Consider the following 15194-nt stretch of genomic DNA (forward strand, 5'->3'; position numbering starts at 1 on the left):
ACTCCTCAACCGGGGACGCGATCGCCCATGAGCACCATTTCCTCCGCCGAGGTCGGGTGGATGGCCAGCGTGGCGTCCAGGTCGGACTTGCGGGCGCCCATCTTGATGGCCACGGCGAAGCCCTGGAGGATTTCGTCCACCCCCGGGCCCAGCATCTGCATGCCCACGATCCGCGAATCCTCGCCGACGCAGATGAGCTTGAAGCGCGTGGTGATCGGCCGCTGGGCCAGCGCCAGCTGCATCGGCACAAACGACTGCTTGTACAGGTGTACGTCGGCGCCGTAGCGCTCGCGCGCCTGCTGCTCGGACATGCCGCAGGTGCCGAGCGGCGGATGCGAGTAGACCACGCTGGGGATGTTCTCGTAGTCGAGTTTCGCGTCCTTCTTGCCGCCGAACAGGCGATCGGCCAGCTTGCGCCCTGCGGCCACCGCGACGGGCGTGAGCGCCATACGCTGGGTCACGTCGCCCACGGCGTAGACACCCGGCACGTTCGTGTTCTGCCAGTCATCGATCTGGACGTGACCGTTTTCGTCCGTCACCAGACCGATGCGGTCGATACCCAGGGAATGCGTGTTGGCGTGGCGTCCTACCGCCCAGATCAGCGCGTCGTACGGACCCGGATGATCGCCACGGCTGCAATCGAGCAGGAGCATGCCGTCCTTTTCATGCACGGCCTCGATCTCGCAGGTGTAGTGCACGCGGATGCCGTGCTGCCCCATTTCCTCGCCGAGACCATAGGCCATCTCCTCGTCGAAACCGCCCATGAGGCGCCCGCGCACGTACATGTCGACATCGCTACCCAGCGCGCGAAGCACACCGGCCAGCTCCACGGCGATGTAGCCGCCACCGACGATCGCGGTGCGTCGAGGACAGGCGCGCAGGTCGAAGAAGCCGTCCGAGGTCATGCCGAGATCGAACCCGGGCTTGTCGAGACAGTTCGACGATGAACCCGTGGCAATCACGATATGCGGCGCCGTCAGCTCACGCTCGCCGGCCTGGATGCGGTCCGGTGCGAGGAAGTGTCCCATGGCCTTCACCAAGGTCACGTGGCCGTTGTCCAGCGCGCGCTGGTAGCTCACGTGGATGCGATCGATATAGGCCTGCCTGCGCTCGATGAAGCGCGGCCAGTCAAGCTTGCCCGGTTCGTCGGTGAAACCGTAGTCGGCCGCGATGTACTGCGCCTCGGCCATCTGCGCGGCATACCACATCGCCTTTTTCGGCACGCAACCGACATTGACGCAGGTACCGCCCAGGTCCTTGGGTTCAAGCAGCGCGACCTTCGCGCCATGCTTCGAGGCCCGGATCGCCGTCGCGAGTCCACCCGAGCCACCGCCGATCACGATGAGATCGAAGGCTTCCACGGTCATGCGTCGCTCCTTGGGGAATGGGGATACCCCACCCTAGCAAATACGATGTGGATCGCGCGCAAGCGCATTTCGTGGCCGCGTCGTCGAATCGCGCGCAAGCGCGCTCCTACAAACGCCGCCCTGTAGGAGCGCGCTTGCGCGCGATCGCCTAGAGGCCGAAGCGTGCCGGCGAATACGGTGTCGGATCGAGCGCAGGCGCCGGGCCGGCGAGCAGGTTCGCCACCAGTTCACCCGTCGCCGCCGACATGCTGATGCCCAGCATCCCGTGCGCGGTGGCGTAGACCAGGTTCGACCACACCGAACTCGGGCCAATGATCGGCACCTCGTCCACGCTCATCGGGCGCCAGCCCCACCACGGCGTGACCTCGCCCTGCCCCTCCGGCTCATGCAGATAGGACGCGGCGGCGCGTCGCAAAGCGCCGAGACGAATCTCGTTGAGGCCTTCGGCGAAACCGGAAAATTCCATCGTGCTGCCGAGACGGTAACCCGAAGCCCACGGCGTGACGCACACCGCGGCGTCGCGCAGCACCAGCGAGTGATGCGGCGGACGTTCCGGCGGACGCTCCCAGGTCAGCGAATAGCCCTTGCCTGGCTGCATGGGCAAGCGAATATCCAGCAACCGCCCGATCAAGGGCGACCAGGCTCCCAGCGCCATCACGACACGGTCGCCGCTGAAGACACCGCCCGTGGTGCGCACATGCGACACCCGGGGGCCGTCGAATACGAATTCGTCCACGCGCGCGCCGGTCTCAATGGCGCCGCCCAGTTCCCGTACGCGACGGGCCAGCTCGGCAACATAGCGATCGGGGCGCAGCCGAGCATCACCCGGATGCATCAACCCTCCGACCACGCCCTCGCGCAAAGCAGGCTCCAGGCCCAGCACCTCGTCGCCATCCAGCACGCGCACATCCATGCCCAGCTTGCGCAGCAGGTCGACATGGGCGCGGTCGCTTCGCAGCGTGGCCTGTTCGCGGTAGACATAGAGTTCGCCCACCTCCTCGAACTCGCAAGCCAGGCCATCGTTGGCGATGAGATCGCCGAGCAAGGCCTGGGAACGGGCCAGGATGGCCCCACGCGCCTCGCCTGCCCGCTGGTAATCGCCCCAGGTGCAGCGTCGCGCGAAACCCAGCAGCCACGCCGCCCGGGTCACGTCGGGACGGGGATTCACGTACAGCGGTGCATCGCGACGGAACATCGATCGTAACGCCGTGCCGACCATGCCCGGCATGGTCAGGGGGCCGGCGTGGCTGGGCGTGATGGTGCCGCAATTGCCATGCGAGCTGCCGTTGCCGGGCAGCCCCTGCTCGAGGACACGGACGGAGGCGCCCGCCTTGAGCAGGTAAAGCGCACAGGCCAGGCCGATCACGCCGCCGCCCATGATCAATACGTCGCTTCGGGATCTATCCATCCCCCCAGTTTAACGTTCCGGCCGTCTACGGCGGGCTGTCCGCGACCTGAATTCGTGCATTTTACGAGGTGTTCCATGCAACCTATTGATTTGATAACCTCCCCATGCCGATCCTGACAGGGGAAACGCCCGATGCGTGCCACCACCACCTTCCGTAGCTCACTCCGTCCGCTGGGCGTCCTCGTCCTCGCGACCGGGGTCGCGCTGCTGGCCGCGTGTGGCAGCAGCCCGCATCGTCCGTCCTCCTCGCAGCGCAACAACCCGGCCTCGGCCGTGCCCCTGGCCAAGAACCTCAACTGGTCCACCAAGGCCGCCCTCGCGCCGCCGCCGGACGCGGCCAACGACGTCCTGTTCCGAGCCATCGGCCTGGTCGGCACGCCTTATCGCTGGGGCGGCAACACCCCCGCGGGCGGTTTCGATTGCAGCGGACTCATCAACTACATCTACCTGACCTCCACCGGCATGAAGCTGCCGCGCACGTCGTCGGAAATGGCCGCCCTGGACAAGCCGAAAATCCGTGAAACGGAGTTGGCCAGCGGCGACCTCGTGTTCTTCGGCCGTAGTCACGTCACCCACGTGGGCGTCTACGTGGGCAAGGGTCGCTTCGTTCACGCGCCCAATTCGGGCGGTACGGTACGACTCGACAACCTCGACGGCGCCTACTGGAAGGACAACTTCGTCTACGGACGCCGCGTCCTTAACTGAACGGTTGGCAACAACGAGACATGTGTCACATCAATTAAATTGCACGCGATTTAATTGCGTACTTAGATATTACCCATGGCCCGGCAAACGCCGACGCCCTCCTCCCTGACGACAAAGGACCACGACATGAGCAACCTCTCGAAAGTGCAGAAGATCGTCTACACCGCCCACGCCAAGGTCGCCGGTGGCCGCGAAGGTCACGTCAAGAGCGACGACGGCCTGATCGACCTGCAGCTGCGCCTGCCGAAGGAAATGGGCGGCGCCGGTGGCGGCAGCAACCCGGAGCAGCTCTTCGCCGCCGGCTACGCCGCCTGCTTCGAAGGTGCCGTGCGGTTCGTCGCCGGCCAGAAGAAGGTCAAGGTCGACGACGCCTCGGTGTCCAGCAGCGTCGGTATCGGTCCGCGCGAAGGCTCGGGCTTTGCCATCCAGGTCAAGCTCGAAGTGAGCCTGCCGGGCGTGGACGACGCCACCGCCCACGACATCGTGAAGACCGCCCACCACGACGTCTGCCCGTACTCGCACGCCACCCGCGGCAATGTCGACGTGGACGTGTCGGTCAACGGCAAGGCCGTGGCGTAAGCCTGCCTTTCCTGGTGAGATCGAAACGGCGCCCTCGGGCGCCGTTTTTCATTTCTGAATCGATGCCACGCCGTGCGTGACATCCCCGACTTCCGGCACACCCCAGCGATCCCGACCCGGCGCACATTGCCGCGCACCGCCATGCGAAAGGATCCGTCATGCACCCCTCAAGCCGGCAGGCCCGGATCGCAGGCTCGCTGTTCCTGCTGCTCATCCTGGTCGCGCCGATCCGGCTGATCTACATCCCCGACACCTTGTTCGTCGGCGGCGATCCCGCCGCGACCGCGCGCAACATCGCCGAACAGGCAACGCTGTTCCGACTGGGTATCGTGGCCGACATGGCGGCTGGCCTGCTGATGATCTTCATCACCCTCGCCTTGCGCCGATTGCTGCTGTCGGTGGACGAAGGCATGAGCCGTGCCGTCGTGATCCTGGGGGGCGTGTTGCCGGCGGCGCTGTACTTCGCCAACACCGTCAACGATGCCGCCGCGCTGACGCTCATCCATGCGCCACCTTATCTGGATGCCTTCAGCCAGGCGCAACGCGAAGCCTTGGCGCTGTTCTTCCTGCGCCTGCATGGCCAGACCGTGTACGCGGCGGAAATGTTCTGGGGTGCCTGGCTGCTACCGTTGGCGCTGTTGGTCTATCGCTCGGGCTTCCTGCCCCGATTGCTGGGCGCGTGGCTTTTCGTCAACGGCCTGGCCTACATCGCGCAGAGCGTCGTCGCCTTCCTCGCGCCGTCCTGTCTGGACTCGCTGTCCGACATCTGTTCGCCCATCCAGTTCGGCGAGATCGCCTTCACCCTGTGGCTGCTTCTCATGGGCGTGAAGCCTCGCGCCAACCCTTTGTAGGAGCGCGCTTGCGCGCGATGGGGGTTACGCTCCCCCCGGATCGCGCGCAAGCGCGCTCCTACAAAAAAACGGCCGGGTTTCCCCGGCCGTTTTTCATGCGTCGAGCGTTGGCGGCTCAGTGCTCGCCGTCGCCCTTCGGATGCGCGTGGCCGTGGGCGATTTCCTCTTCCGAGGCGTCGCGGACGGTCTGCACGTCGATGTTGAAGTTCAGCGTCTTGCCGGCCATCGGGTGGTTGAGGTCGATGTCGACCACGCTGGAACCGACCTTCTGCACCACCACCACGCGCTGACCGCCTTCCTTCAAGGAGAGGATCGTGCTGTCGCCGGCCTTGAGGCCCTTGCCCTGCTTCGGGAAGTACTTCTTCGGCACGCGCTGAGTCTGGCCTTCCTGGCGCGGACCGTAGCCCTGCTCCGGGGCGATCTCGAGATCGAACTTGTCGCCCACCGACTTGCCTTCCAGGCCGGCTTCCATGCCCGGGATCAGCTGGCCGTGGCCGAGCAGGATCCACAGCGGTTCGCCGCCTTCGACCGAGCTTTCGACCTGCTGGCCGTCGACCGAGAGGGAGTAGTGGAACGAGATGACCTTGTCCTTGCCAGCCTGCATGTTGGTTTCTACCGAAGGAAAACGGGGCATTTTAGCGGCCGCCCCGGTCGCCGTCACGCCGCCCCGCGATCCTTGCCAAAACCGACGCCCCGGGCCTCGGGGCCCAACCAGGTCAGCACGGCCAACAGGACCGCCACGGCGGCGATCCAGACCGACATGGAGAAGGCCAGACCGGTGCCGTGGTAATCGGCCAGCCGGGTCTGCGCCGTGGCCGTGATCGCGGCCAGCAGGTTGCCCATCTGGTAGGCGAAGCCGGGCAGCGTCCCGCGAACGGCGTCGGGCGAGAGTTCATTGAGATGGGTCGGAACCACGCCCCAGGCACCCTGCACCATCACCTGGATCAGGAAGGCGCCCAGTCCTAGCAGGAGCAACGAGCCGCCGTAGGTCCACAAGGGAATGACCGGGATGGCCAGCACGGCCGCGATCATGATGGTCCGGCGCCGGCCGATGCGCTCGGAGAGCGAACCGAAGGTCAGGCCACCCACCAGCGCACCCAGGTTGAGCAGCGCCGTCAGCAGGAAGGCCTTCGCCGAGCCGCCCGGGATATGCAGGCTGTCCTGGACGAAGGTGGGGTACATGTCCTGCGAGCCGTGGCTGAACATGTTGAACGCCGCCATCAGCAGCATGAGGTAGACGAAGAGCTTCCAGTGCCCGCGCATGGAGACGAAGACGCTCTCGCGCACCTGGGAACGGCGCCCTTCCCACACCGGCGACTCGGGCACCTTGCGGCGGATGTACAGCACCAGCAGGGCGGGCAGCGCGCCGACCACGAACAGGCCCCGCCAGCCGATATGGTCCACGAGGAGCCAGTTGGCCAGCGCGGCAAGGAAGAAGCCGCAGGGGTAGCCGCTCTGAAGCAGGCCGGAGACGAAGCCGCGCGACTTCGCCGGGATGGACTCCATCGCCAGCGACGCGCCGATACCCCACTCGCCGCCCATCGCCACGCCGAACAGGAAGCGCAGGCCCAGCAGCACGGTGATCGACGGCGCGAAGGCGCAGGCGACCTCGAGCACCGAGAACAGCACGATGTCGAACATCAGCACCGGGCGGCGTCCGTAGCGGTCGGCCAGTCGCCCGAAGATCAGGGCGCCGATCGGGCGTGCCGCCAGGGTGAGGAACAGGCCGTAGGTGACTTCCTCGCGCTGGACGTGGAATTCGCTCGTGATGGCCGTGATCACGAAGGTGAGCAGGAAATAATCGAAGGCGTCGAGGGTCCAGCCGAGGAAGCTGGCGAGGACCGTATGCCGCTGCGTGGAATCGAGTTCTCGCAGCGCGGCGGGCAAAGGCATCAGAAATTCCTCAAACTATCGGCGGCGCCGAGGCTAGCACAGCACCGGTGCCCACCACGCTCCGTCGACGGAGCGATAACGCGCCCTGGCTACACTGCAAGGGCATCCAAAGGCAAAGGGAGGACTCACATGCAGCACGCACGCTTCATCGGTTCCATCGCCCTCACCGCGTTTCTCCTCGCTGGCGCCGCCAGCGCTCAACCCGACCAACAAACCGGCGCCAGTGGCGCACCTGCGCCACGCGGCGCGCAAAGCGCCGCCCAGTCCACGCCGACAGCCGGCGACCAGGGCGACGCACCGTCGTTCGCCGACCTGGACAAGGACAACAAGGGCTATATCAAGCGCGGCGACGTGCCCAAGGACAACGAAGCGCTGAAGCAGCTTCGCGCCCACTTCAACGAAGCCGACCAGAACCACGACGGCCGTGTCGACAAGGGCGAGTACGACGCCTACGTCAACAAGAACAAGGCGCCAACGCAACACTGATATCTTGCGGTCGGGCGTGCATCCACGCCCGACCCTTCCGACATCAAGGACGAACCATGCTTCCCGACGCCCGTACGCGGCGCCTGATCGCCTCACGCTTCACCCGCCCCGGCGATCGCTATTACATCCTCGGCAAGCTCGCCAGCGACCCGGTCTACGGGGCCACGGCACGCGCCATCGCGGGGCGTCGCATGCCGCTGCTGGATATCGGTTGCGGCCTGGGCATCCTCGGCCACTACCTGCACGCCTGCGACGTGCTCGACGGGTACCGAGGCCTCGACAGCGACGAAGCGAAGATCGCCCGGGGACGGATCGCGGCACGGGACGCGGATCTGGGCCACCAGCTCGAACTGCACGAAGACGACGCCACCACGCCCCAGCCCATGCGCGGCCACGTCGCCCTGCTCGACGTGCTGCACTACCTGCCCCGCGAGCGCCAGCCCGACCTCCTGCGTTACGCCCTAGACCACCTCGCCGACGACGGCGTGCTGGTCCTGCGCACCGTCCTGCGCGACGGATCCTGGCGGTTCCGCGCCACCGTCTGGGAGGAACGATTCATCAAGGCGGTGGGCTGGATCCCCGGAGGGGCGCAGCACTTTCCCTGCGCCGAGGAGATCCGCCAGGCCCTGGAACCGCACGGCATCACGGTGGCCTTCCAGCCGATGTACGGCCGCACCCCCTACAACAGCTGGCTGATGACAGCCTCCAAAAAACCCATGTAGGAGCGCGCTTGCGCGCGATGGGGGACGGTCGACTCACCGCCCCGGACCATCGCGCGCAAGCGCGCTCCTACAAGGGCGCCCCTTTGTGCGATGCAATATGGTATATTGCACAGGTCGTGCCGCCGCTATCGACTCCCTTGCGGAGCTTCAGGCAGGGATTCCATCCCTCCCCGTTCCCCCACCCCCGACAAGCGCACGCGACACCGGTCAGCCCAGCCCCATGCGCTGCGCGGCCGCCGAATTCATCACTCGCAGCGCGGTTCCAGGGAACGCTCGGGTAACGCAGGAGTTTTCCATGTCCTTCGAATCGCTGGGCCTTGCGCCCGCGTTGCTGCGCGCCCTTTCCGAGGCCGGTTACGAAAAACCGACCCCGATCCAGGCCGCCGCGATCCCCGTGGTGCTGGCCGGCCACGACCTCATGGCCGCCGCCCAGACCGGTACCGGCAAGACCGCCGCTTTCTCGCTGCCCCTGCTGCACAAGCTGGCCAGCCAGCCGCTGCGCGAGGGCCGTCGCCCGATCAACGCCCTGATCCTCACGCCCACCCGCGAGCTCGCCGCCCAGGTGCAGGAAAACCTGCGCGACTACGGCAAGCACCTGCGCATCTCCAGCACCGTGATCTTCGGTGGCGTGGGCATGGGCAACCAGTTGCACGCCCTGCGTCGCGGCGTCGATATCGTCGTCGCCACCCCGGGCCGCCTGATCGACCACATGCAGCAGCGCTCGGTCGACCTGTCGAAGGTCGACGTACTGGTGCTGGACGAAGCCGATCGCATGCTCGACATGGGCTTCCTGCCCGCGCTCAAGCGCATCATCGCGGCGGTGCCGGCGAAGCGTCAGACCTTGCTGTTCTCGGCCACCTTCGCGCCCGAGATCAAGGCGCTGGCCCAGCAGTTCATGCGCGATCCGCGCGAGGTCTCCACGACCCCGGCGAACACGGTCGCCACCACGATCACGCACCGCGTGCATCCGGTGGATGCCGCCAACAAGCGCGACCTGCTGCTGCACCTGCTCGCGCAGGACAGCCGTCGGCAGACGCTGGTGTTCAGCCGCACGAAGCACGGCGCCGACAAGCTCGTGCGCTTCCTGGAAGTGTCCGGCGTGCGCGCCGCGGCGATCCACGGCAACAAGAGCCAGAACGCCCGCACCCGCGCCCTCTCCGACTTCAAGAGCGGTCGCATCACGGTGCTGGTGGCGACCGATATCGCCGCGCGCGGCATCGACATCGACCAGCTTCCGGTGGTGATCAACTTCGACCTGCCCATGGTCGCGGAAGACTACGTGCACCGTATCGGCCGCACCGGTCGCGCCGGTTCGCAAGGCCAAGCCATCTCGCTGGTCAGCCACGAGGAATCCGGCCTGCTGCGCGACATCCGTCGCCTGCTCAAGACCGACCTGGAAATGGTGGACATCGCCGGCTACGAGCCCAGCTCACCGCTGCGCCTGGACGCCGGTGCGCCGCGTCCGAAGCAGCAGCAGCGCCAGCCGCGCGAAGGTGGCGGCGGCGGTGGCAATCGCCAGGGCGGTAACGGTGGCGGTCGCCAGGGCTCTGGCACCGGCAGCCGCCAGGGCGGCGGTGCCAGCGGCAACGCGCAGGGTGGCCGTCCGGCGCATCGTGCGCACGGTCACGCCACGCCGGCCGGTGCCGAAGGCGCGGGCAGCCGCAATGGCGGCAACCGTCGCCGCAAGCGTCGTGGCGGTCCCGCCGCGACGCCCAACAAGGCTTAACCTTCCGCGCGGACCTTCGCGGTGAGGACGTGGTCCTCCCAGAGGCCGTCGATCTTCAGGTAACGCTTCGCATAGCCCTCCTTCTCGAAACCCAGACGGTCGAGAAGGCGGGCACTGCGTTCGTTGCGCGGAATGTAGTTCGCCATCACCCGATGGAAATCCAGCGGACCGAAGGCGTAGCGCACCGCGGCGTCCAGCGCCTCGTACATGTATCCCTGCCCCTCGTGGCGATGCGAGATGCCATAGCCGAGGTGGCAGGCCTGGAACACGCCACGGACGACGTTGCCAAAGGTCAGGCTGGCGATCATCTCGCCGCTGTCGGGTGAGAGCACCACGAACGGATAACCCCGGTCGGCGCGGGCCGCTTCGAGGCCAGCCTCAATCGTGAGCCGCGCGCCTTCCAGCGAGAAATGCGATTCCGTGCGCAAGGGCTCCCAGGGGCCGAGGTGCTCGCGGTTCTCGACGCGATAGCGCCGAAGCAGCTCCGCCTCCTCGACATCGAGCAGGCGGATGATCGTGCGCTGGGTGCGTATCCGTACCGGTTCGCTCATCGCGCCAGCGCTGCCGCATGATGGCGCAGGTGATCCTCGACGAAGCTCTGGATGAAGTAGTAACTGTGGTCGTAGCCCGGACGCATGCGCAGGTCGAGCGTTTGCCCGGCGTCTTCGCAGGCGGCCTCGAAACGTTGCGGCTGCAACTGGTTCAACAGGAAACCATCCGCCTCGCCCTGATCGATCAGGATCGTGCCGTCGAAACGGGCGCCGTCCTTCACCAGTTCGGTCGCGTCGTAACGCTTCCATGCCTTGCGGTCGTCGCCGAGATAGCGCGGAAAGGCCTTCTCGCCCCAGGGCACGCTCGCCGGTGCCACGATAGGTGCGAAGGCGGATACCGAACGGAAACGGCCCGGGTTGCGCAGAGCGATCGTCAGCGCGCCATGGCCGCCCATGGAGTGTCCGAAGATGCCTTGGCGTCCCATATCCAGCGGAAAGTGCTCCGCGACGACGCGGGGCAGTTCGTCCACCACATAGCTGTACATGCGGAAGCGTTCCGCCCAGGGTGCCTCGGTGGCGTCCAGGTAAAAACCGGCACCTTCACCGAACTCCCAGTCCCCGGTGGCGCCGGCGATACCGGTCTCCCGGGGGCTCGTATCCGGCATGACCAGGGCCAGTCCCAGCTCTGCGGCCAGGCGCTGGGCACCGGCCTTGATCGTGAAGGTCTCGGCGGTGCAGGTCAGGCCTGCCAGGTACCAGAGCACCGGTACCGGGCCCTGCTCCGCCGCTGGCGGCAGATAGACCGCGAAGCGCATGGGGCCGCCGCAGGCCTCGGATTCATGGGTGTAGAAGCCCTGGGTTCCGCCGAAGCAACGCTGCCCGGAAACCGTCTCGATTGTCGTCATACCTGCCATCCCAACTGAAGCTGACCCGGAAGTCTAACCTCGTTCATGAATTCGTTCGAAAACCAAGGCGTAACACTTACTTCACTGCTACAATGGCATTACTGCCCGGCGCCGAACGTCGCCGCCGCGCCCCCCCTGAGGTCGCCATGACATCCCCCGATACAGACAACGCTCCGGCCCTGCCCGGTTTCAGCGCGCTTGCGCTCGACGAGAAAGTCGTCCGCGCCCTGACCGAAGTTGGCTACGAGACACCCTCCCCCATCCAGGCCGCCACCATTCCGCCGCTGCTCGACGGCCGCGACGTGATCGGCCAGGCCCAGACCGGCACCGGCAAGACGGCCGCCTTCGCGCTGCCCGTGCTGTCGCGCATCGACACCAAGCCGGGCAAGCCCCAGGCGCTGGTGCTCGCCCCCACGCGCGAATTGGCCATCCAGGTGGCCGAGGCGTTCCAGAAGTACGCCACGTACATGCCGGGCTTCCAGGTCCTGCCGATCTACGGCGGCCAGAGCTACGGTCCGCAGTTGCAGGGCCTCAAGCGCGGCGCGCAGATCATCGTCGGCACGCCGGGTCGCGTGATCGACCATCTCGACAAGGGCACGCTCGACCTGTCGGCGCTGCGCTTCATCGTGCTCGACGAAGCCGATGAAATGCTCCGCATGGGCTTCATCGACGACGTCGAGAAGCTGCTCCAGGCCACGCCGGAAGGCCGCCAGGTGGCGCTGTTCTCCGCGACCATGCCGGCGCCGATCCGCCGCATCGCGCAGACCTACCTGAAGGACCCGGTCGAGGTCACGATCAAGAACAAGACCACCACCGCGGCGAACATCCGCCAGCGTTACTGGTGGGTCAGCGGCGTGCACAAGCTCGACGCCCTCACGCGCATCCTCGAAGCCGAAAGCTTCGACGCGATGATCGTCTTCGCGCGCACCAAGTCGGCCACCGAAGAACTCGCCAGCAAACTGCAGGCGCGCGGTTTCGCCGTCGCCGCGATCAACGGCGACATGGCCCAGGCCCAGCGCGAGCGCGTGATCGACCAGCTGAAGACCGGCAAGCTCGACATCCTGATCGCCACCGACGTCGCCGCGCGCGGCCTCGACGTGGAGCGCATCAGCCACGTGCTCAACTACGACATCCCGCACGACACCGAGTCGTACGTGCACCGCATCGGCCGCACCGGCCGCGCGGGTCGCAACGGCGAGGCGATCCTGTTCGTCACCCCGCGCGAGCGCAACCTGCTCCGCCAGATCGAGCGCGCCACGCGCCAGCCGATCGAGCAGATGCAGCTGCCGACCATCGAGGCAGTGAACGATACGCGCGTCAACAAGTTCAACCAGAAGATCACCGACACGCTGGCCACCGGCGACCTCGGACTCTTCCAGCAGTTGGTCGAGAAGTACGAGCAAGAGCACAACGTGCCGGCGATCGAGATTGCCGCCGCGCTGGCGAAGATCGCCCAGGGCGACCAGCCGCTGCTGCTCGAACCGCCGGCCAAGCGCGAATACACCGAGCGTCCGCCGCGTGAATACGATCGCGAGCGCGAACACCGCGGTCCGCGCGACAACGGCGATTTCGCCGATCGTCGCCCGGTGCGCGAGGGCATGCGCCAGCCGCGTCCTCACGTCACCGAGAACGGCAAGAAGACCTACCGCATCGAAGTCGGCCACGACCATGGCGTAAAGCCGGGCAACATCGTGGGCGCCATCGCCAACGAAGGCGGCGTCGAAGCCAAGTTCATCGGCCGCGTCAGCATCCGTGACGACTACAGCCTGATCGACCTCCCGGACGGCATGCCGGCCGAGACCTTCAACCACCTGAAGAAGGTGTGGGTCGCGCAGCAGCAGTTGCACATCAAGGAGTGGGACGGCACCGAACAGCCGCAGAGCGGTAACGGTGGTGGCGGCAATGGCGGCCAGCGTCCGCGCGGCAACTTCCGTCCGCAGGGCGGTCGCCCCGGTGGCAACGGCGGCGGTGGCAAGCCGCCGCGCCGCAAGCGCGACTACTGATCGACGAAAAGCCCGGCCATGTGCCGGGCTTTTTGCATGTGAACGCCGGAAACGCCGCATCACCTCTCTCGCGACAACCGATCACCCCGCGCTGGGTTCCCGCTTTCGCGGGAACGACGTGAGGGGTAGGCGTGCTTGCGCAGATGGTGGCGTCGGATTGTTGCGTACCACCCAAGTCGACACTCGTCGTTCCCGCGAAAGCGGGAACCCAGCGCCGGGCGGCAGGTTATCGCCAGGCGTTCGCTACGGCTCTACACCGTCAACCGAAATCCGCCGGGGTCAATGGCGCCATCCCATGCCGCACGCGCGCCTTGTCGCATTGCGGGCTCGGGGTGACCCCGTCTTCCCACGCCGGCTTCAGGTCGTGGCACGGCGAGGGCCGCACCGCGTAGATGCCGCAATGCGCAGCCACGCCTACCTCGCCGACCAGCGAGCGGCAGCGCGGTTCCTTCTGGTTGGTGCCATGCATGTTGACCCGGTGCGGGTCGAGGTGTTCGGTGAGCGAGGCAGGGGTGATGCCCCCGGCCTCGTCGGTTTCCATCCAATGGAAGGCGACGCGATAGGTCGCGCAGCAAGCGCCGCAGCGCAAGCAAGGGTGGGTCATACGGTCAGATCGAACCTGAGAAGGTGTTGCACTTGCCGATGTCGCCGGTCTGGAAACCGGTCTTGAACCAGCGCACGCGCTGGGCGGAGGTACCATGGGTGAACGAATCGGGCACCACCCTGCCCTGCGCCTGCTCTTGCAGCGCATCGTCGCCGATCGCCGTGGCCGCGTGCAATGCCGATTCGATATCGCCCGCCTGGAGCCACTGCTGGCGCTGCTGCGAATGGTTGGCCCACACGCCCGCGAAGCAATCGGCCTGCAGTTCCTGGCGCACCGACAGGCCGTTGGCCCCTTCCATGCGGGCACCGCGGCGGCGGGCCTCGTCCACCTTGGCGAAGACGCCCACGAGGTTCTGCACGTGGTGGCCCACCTCGTGCGCAATCACATAGGCACGGGCGAAATCGCCCGATTCATGGAAGCGACGCTGCATTTCCTGGAAGAAACCGAGATCGAGATAGACCTTGCGGTCGCCGGGACAATAGAACGGCCCCACCGCCGAGGACGCCGAACCGCAGGCGGTTCGCACCCCGCCCCGGAACAGCACCAGGTGCGGCTGCTCGTAGCGCTGGCCGTTGGCGGCGAAGATCTCGCCCCAGGTGTCCTCGGTCTCGCCGAGGATGGCGCGAACGAAATCCACCTGCGGGTCGGTCGCCTCCGCCGGCCGGGTGGCCTGGGTCCGCTGCGGCGCCGGAGCGCCCTGCTCCGCCTGGCCCAGAAGTGCGGTGGGGTCCTTGTAGAAGACCGCGCCGAGGATCGCCAGGATGATGATGCCGCCGATCCCGAGCCCACGACCGCCGCCGAACGAAGGGCCGCCGCCACCGCCTTCGCCGGCGTCTTCCACGTTGTCGCTTCTACGTCCTTTCTGCCAGAGCATCGCCTTTCCCTCCTCCCGGCATGTCCCCACGAGACACGGTCGGCATGATCGCATGGACGGTTGCCGGTAAACTCCCGCGCTGTCGTCGTACCACGGATCAGTTCATGACCAGTCAGCTCCCCGCCGTCGTCACCCTGCTTACCCTACTGCTGATGTTCTACACGGTGTTTATCGTAGGCAAGGCGCGTGAACGCTATGGCATCAAGGCGCCCTCCATCTCGGGCGACCCGCAGTTCGAGCGTGCCTGGCGCGTGCAGATGAACACGCTGGAAAACGCCGTGATGTTCATCCCGGCCCTGTGGCTCGCCGCCCAGTACGTGGACCCCCTCTGGGCCGGCATCGCCGGCATGGTCTGGCTTGTCGGCCGCGTCTGGTACGCCGTGGCCTACCTGCGCGACCCGACCCGCCGCGGCCCCGGCTACATCGTCTCGATGGTGGCCTGGGGTGCCCTCATGCTGATGGCGGCCGGTGGCATGGGCATGGCCATCATGGAGAACAGCTCGGCCAACGCCGCCCAGGCGGAAGACGCCAGCGGCGACGGGCAGAGCTGAGGACCCTCGCCCTAGGAAACGTGAGCCGT

At 66.7% G+C, this 15194-nt stretch carries 16 protein-coding genes; 8 read left to right on the forward strand and 8 right to left on the reverse strand.

Annotated features, from left to right (window positions below; genetic code table 11):
- Window positions 1-5: 5 nt before the first annotated feature.
- Window positions 6-1367, reverse strand: a complete 1362-nt coding sequence (gorA, locus tag GAK28_RS04505) for a glutathione-disulfide reductase (RefSeq protein ID WP_291775642.1) — start codon at window positions 1365-1367, stop codon at window positions 6-8.
- Window positions 1368-1515: 148 nt separating this feature from the next.
- Window positions 1516-2775 carry an FAD-dependent oxidoreductase gene (locus GAK28_RS04510; protein WP_291775645.1) on the reverse strand — a complete coding sequence of 420 codons (1260 nt, stop codon included), beginning with the start codon at window positions 2773-2775 and terminating at the stop codon, window positions 1516-1518.
- A 132-nt stretch (window positions 2776-2907) separates the two neighbouring features.
- Between GAK28_RS04510 and GAK28_RS04515 the strand changes: the two genes are divergently transcribed.
- The 3 genes from GAK28_RS04515 to GAK28_RS04525 all read left to right on the forward strand — a co-directional run bounded on the left by GAK28_RS04515 (window position 2908) and on the right by GAK28_RS04525 (window position 4910).
- The gene (locus GAK28_RS04515) at window positions 2908-3480 is read left to right on the forward strand and encodes a C40 family peptidase (RefSeq protein ID WP_291775648.1); all 573 of its coding nucleotides are present in this window, start codon (window positions 2908-2910) and stop codon (window positions 3478-3480) included.
- A gap of 126 nt (window positions 3481-3606) precedes the next feature.
- The gene (locus tag GAK28_RS04520) at window positions 3607-4059 is read left to right on the forward strand and encodes an organic hydroperoxide resistance protein (protein ID WP_291775651.1); all 453 of its coding nucleotides are present in this window, start codon (window positions 3607-3609) and stop codon (window positions 4057-4059) included.
- A gap of 158 nt (window positions 4060-4217) precedes the next feature.
- Entirely contained in the window at window positions 4218-4910 is a 693-nt protein-coding gene (locus GAK28_RS04525) for a DUF4386 domain-containing protein (RefSeq protein WP_291775653.1), read from the forward strand.
- Window positions 4911-5025: 115 nt separating this feature from the next.
- Here GAK28_RS04525 and GAK28_RS04530 read toward each other — a convergent pair whose 3' ends face one another.
- Window positions 5026-5514, reverse strand: coding sequence for a peptidylprolyl isomerase (locus tag GAK28_RS04530; RefSeq protein WP_291776028.1), 489 nt, complete (start codon window positions 5512-5514; stop codon window positions 5026-5028).
- 53 nt (window positions 5515-5567) lie between these two features.
- Window positions 5568-6803, reverse strand: a complete 1236-nt coding sequence (locus tag GAK28_RS04535; protein WP_291775655.1) for an MFS transporter — start codon at window positions 6801-6803, stop codon at window positions 5568-5570.
- Window positions 6804-6932: 129 nt separating this feature from the next.
- On the opposite strand from GAK28_RS04535, the gene GAK28_RS04540 reads away from it, so the two are divergent.
- The 3 genes from GAK28_RS04540 (at window position 6933) to GAK28_RS04550 (ending at window position 9737) form a co-directional block, all read left to right on the forward strand.
- A complete protein-coding gene (locus GAK28_RS04540; protein WP_291775657.1) occupies window positions 6933-7289 on the forward strand; it encodes an EF-hand domain-containing protein in 357 nt (118 codons plus the stop codon).
- Between the two features lie 56 nt (window positions 7290-7345).
- A complete protein-coding gene (locus GAK28_RS04545; RefSeq protein WP_291775660.1) occupies window positions 7346-8011 on the forward strand; it encodes a class I SAM-dependent methyltransferase in 666 nt (221 codons plus the stop codon).
- Window positions 8012-8306: 295 nt separating this feature from the next.
- Window positions 8307-9737 carry a DEAD/DEAH box helicase gene (locus GAK28_RS04550; RefSeq protein WP_291775664.1) on the forward strand — a complete coding sequence of 477 codons (1431 nt, stop codon included), beginning with the start codon at window positions 8307-8309 and terminating at the stop codon, window positions 9735-9737.
- Here the strand turns inward: GAK28_RS04550 and rimJ are convergent.
- Window positions 9734-10288, reverse strand: coding sequence for a ribosomal protein S5-alanine N-acetyltransferase (rimJ, locus tag GAK28_RS04555; protein WP_291775669.1), 555 nt, complete (start codon window positions 10286-10288; stop codon window positions 9734-9736). The two genes, GAK28_RS04550 and rimJ, sit on opposite strands and share 4 nt — an antisense overlap.
- On the reverse strand, window positions 10285-11133 hold the full coding sequence (fghA, locus tag GAK28_RS04560; protein ID WP_291775672.1) for an S-formylglutathione hydrolase: 849 nt from the start codon (window positions 11131-11133) through the stop codon (window positions 10285-10287). Before fghA ends, rimJ begins: the two co-directional genes overlap by 4 nt.
- 146 nt (window positions 11134-11279) lie before the next feature.
- Between fghA and GAK28_RS04565 the strand changes: the two genes are divergently transcribed.
- Window positions 11280-13136 (forward strand): DEAD/DEAH box helicase, encoded by a 1857-nt coding sequence (locus GAK28_RS04565; RefSeq protein WP_291775675.1) that lies wholly within the window; start codon window positions 11280-11282, stop codon window positions 13134-13136.
- A 259-nt stretch (window positions 13137-13395) separates the two neighbouring features.
- Here GAK28_RS04565 and GAK28_RS04570 read toward each other — a convergent pair whose 3' ends face one another.
- Together GAK28_RS04570 and GAK28_RS04575 are read right to left on the reverse strand one after the other, a co-directional pair.
- Entirely contained in the window at window positions 13396-13740 is a 345-nt protein-coding gene (locus GAK28_RS04570) for a YkgJ family cysteine cluster protein (protein WP_291775677.1), read from the reverse strand.
- A 4-nt stretch (window positions 13741-13744) separates the two neighbouring features.
- Entirely contained in the window at window positions 13745-14614 is an 870-nt protein-coding gene (locus tag GAK28_RS04575) for a neutral zinc metallopeptidase (protein ID WP_291775680.1), read from the reverse strand.
- Window positions 14615-14718: 104 nt separating this feature from the next.
- On the opposite strand from GAK28_RS04575, the gene GAK28_RS04580 reads away from it, so the two are divergent.
- Complete coding sequence (locus tag GAK28_RS04580) at window positions 14719-15165, forward strand: MAPEG family protein (RefSeq protein WP_291775683.1); 447 nt, start codon at window positions 14719-14721, stop codon at window positions 15163-15165.
- Window positions 15166-15194: the final 29 nt, after the last annotated feature.

It is taken from the genome of Luteibacter sp. (assembly GCF_009912395.1).
Lineage (GTDB): Bacteria > Pseudomonadota > Gammaproteobacteria > Xanthomonadales > Rhodanobacteraceae > Luteibacter.

Coding starts and splice junctions, on each gene's coding strand:
- gorA (WP_291775642.1), bottom strand. CDS start 1,367: ATGACCGTGGAAGCCTTCGATCTCATCGTGATCGGCGGTGGCTCGGGT.
- GAK28_RS04510 (WP_291775645.1), bottom strand. CDS start 2,775: ATGGATAGATCCCGAAGCGACGTATTGATCATGGGCGGCGGCGTGATC.
- GAK28_RS04515 (WP_291775648.1), top strand. CDS start 2,908: ATGCGTGCCACCACCACCTTCCGTAGCTCACTCCGTCCGCTGGGCGTC.
- GAK28_RS04520 (WP_291775651.1), top strand. CDS start 3,607: ATGAGCAACCTCTCGAAAGTGCAGAAGATCGTCTACACCGCCCACGCC.
- GAK28_RS04525 (WP_291775653.1), top strand. CDS start 4,218: ATGCACCCCTCAAGCCGGCAGGCCCGGATCGCAGGCTCGCTGTTCCTG.
- GAK28_RS04530 (WP_291776028.1), bottom strand. CDS start 5,514: ATGCAGGCTGGCAAGGACAAGGTCATCTCGTTCCACTACTCCCTCTCG.
- GAK28_RS04535 (WP_291775655.1), bottom strand. CDS start 6,803: ATGCCTTTGCCCGCCGCGCTGCGAGAACTCGATTCCACGCAGCGGCAT.
- GAK28_RS04540 (WP_291775657.1), top strand. CDS start 6,933: ATGCAGCACGCACGCTTCATCGGTTCCATCGCCCTCACCGCGTTTCTC.
- GAK28_RS04545 (WP_291775660.1), top strand. CDS start 7,346: ATGCTTCCCGACGCCCGTACGCGGCGCCTGATCGCCTCACGCTTCACC.
- GAK28_RS04550 (WP_291775664.1), top strand. CDS start 8,307: ATGTCCTTCGAATCGCTGGGCCTTGCGCCCGCGTTGCTGCGCGCCCTT.
- rimJ (WP_291775669.1), bottom strand. CDS start 10,288: ATGAGCGAACCGGTACGGATACGCACCCAGCGCACGATCATCCGCCTG.
- fghA (WP_291775672.1), bottom strand. CDS start 11,133: ATGACGACAATCGAGACGGTTTCCGGGCAGCGTTGCTTCGGCGGAACC.
- GAK28_RS04565 (WP_291775675.1), top strand. CDS start 11,280: ATGACATCCCCCGATACAGACAACGCTCCGGCCCTGCCCGGTTTCAGC.
- GAK28_RS04570 (WP_291775677.1), bottom strand. CDS start 13,740: ATGACCCACCCTTGCTTGCGCTGCGGCGCTTGCTGCGCGACCTATCGC.
- GAK28_RS04575 (WP_291775680.1), bottom strand. CDS start 14,614: ATGCTCTGGCAGAAAGGACGTAGAAGCGACAACGTGGAAGACGCCGGC.
- GAK28_RS04580 (WP_291775683.1), top strand. CDS start 14,719: ATGACCAGTCAGCTCCCCGCCGTCGTCACCCTGCTTACCCTACTGCTG.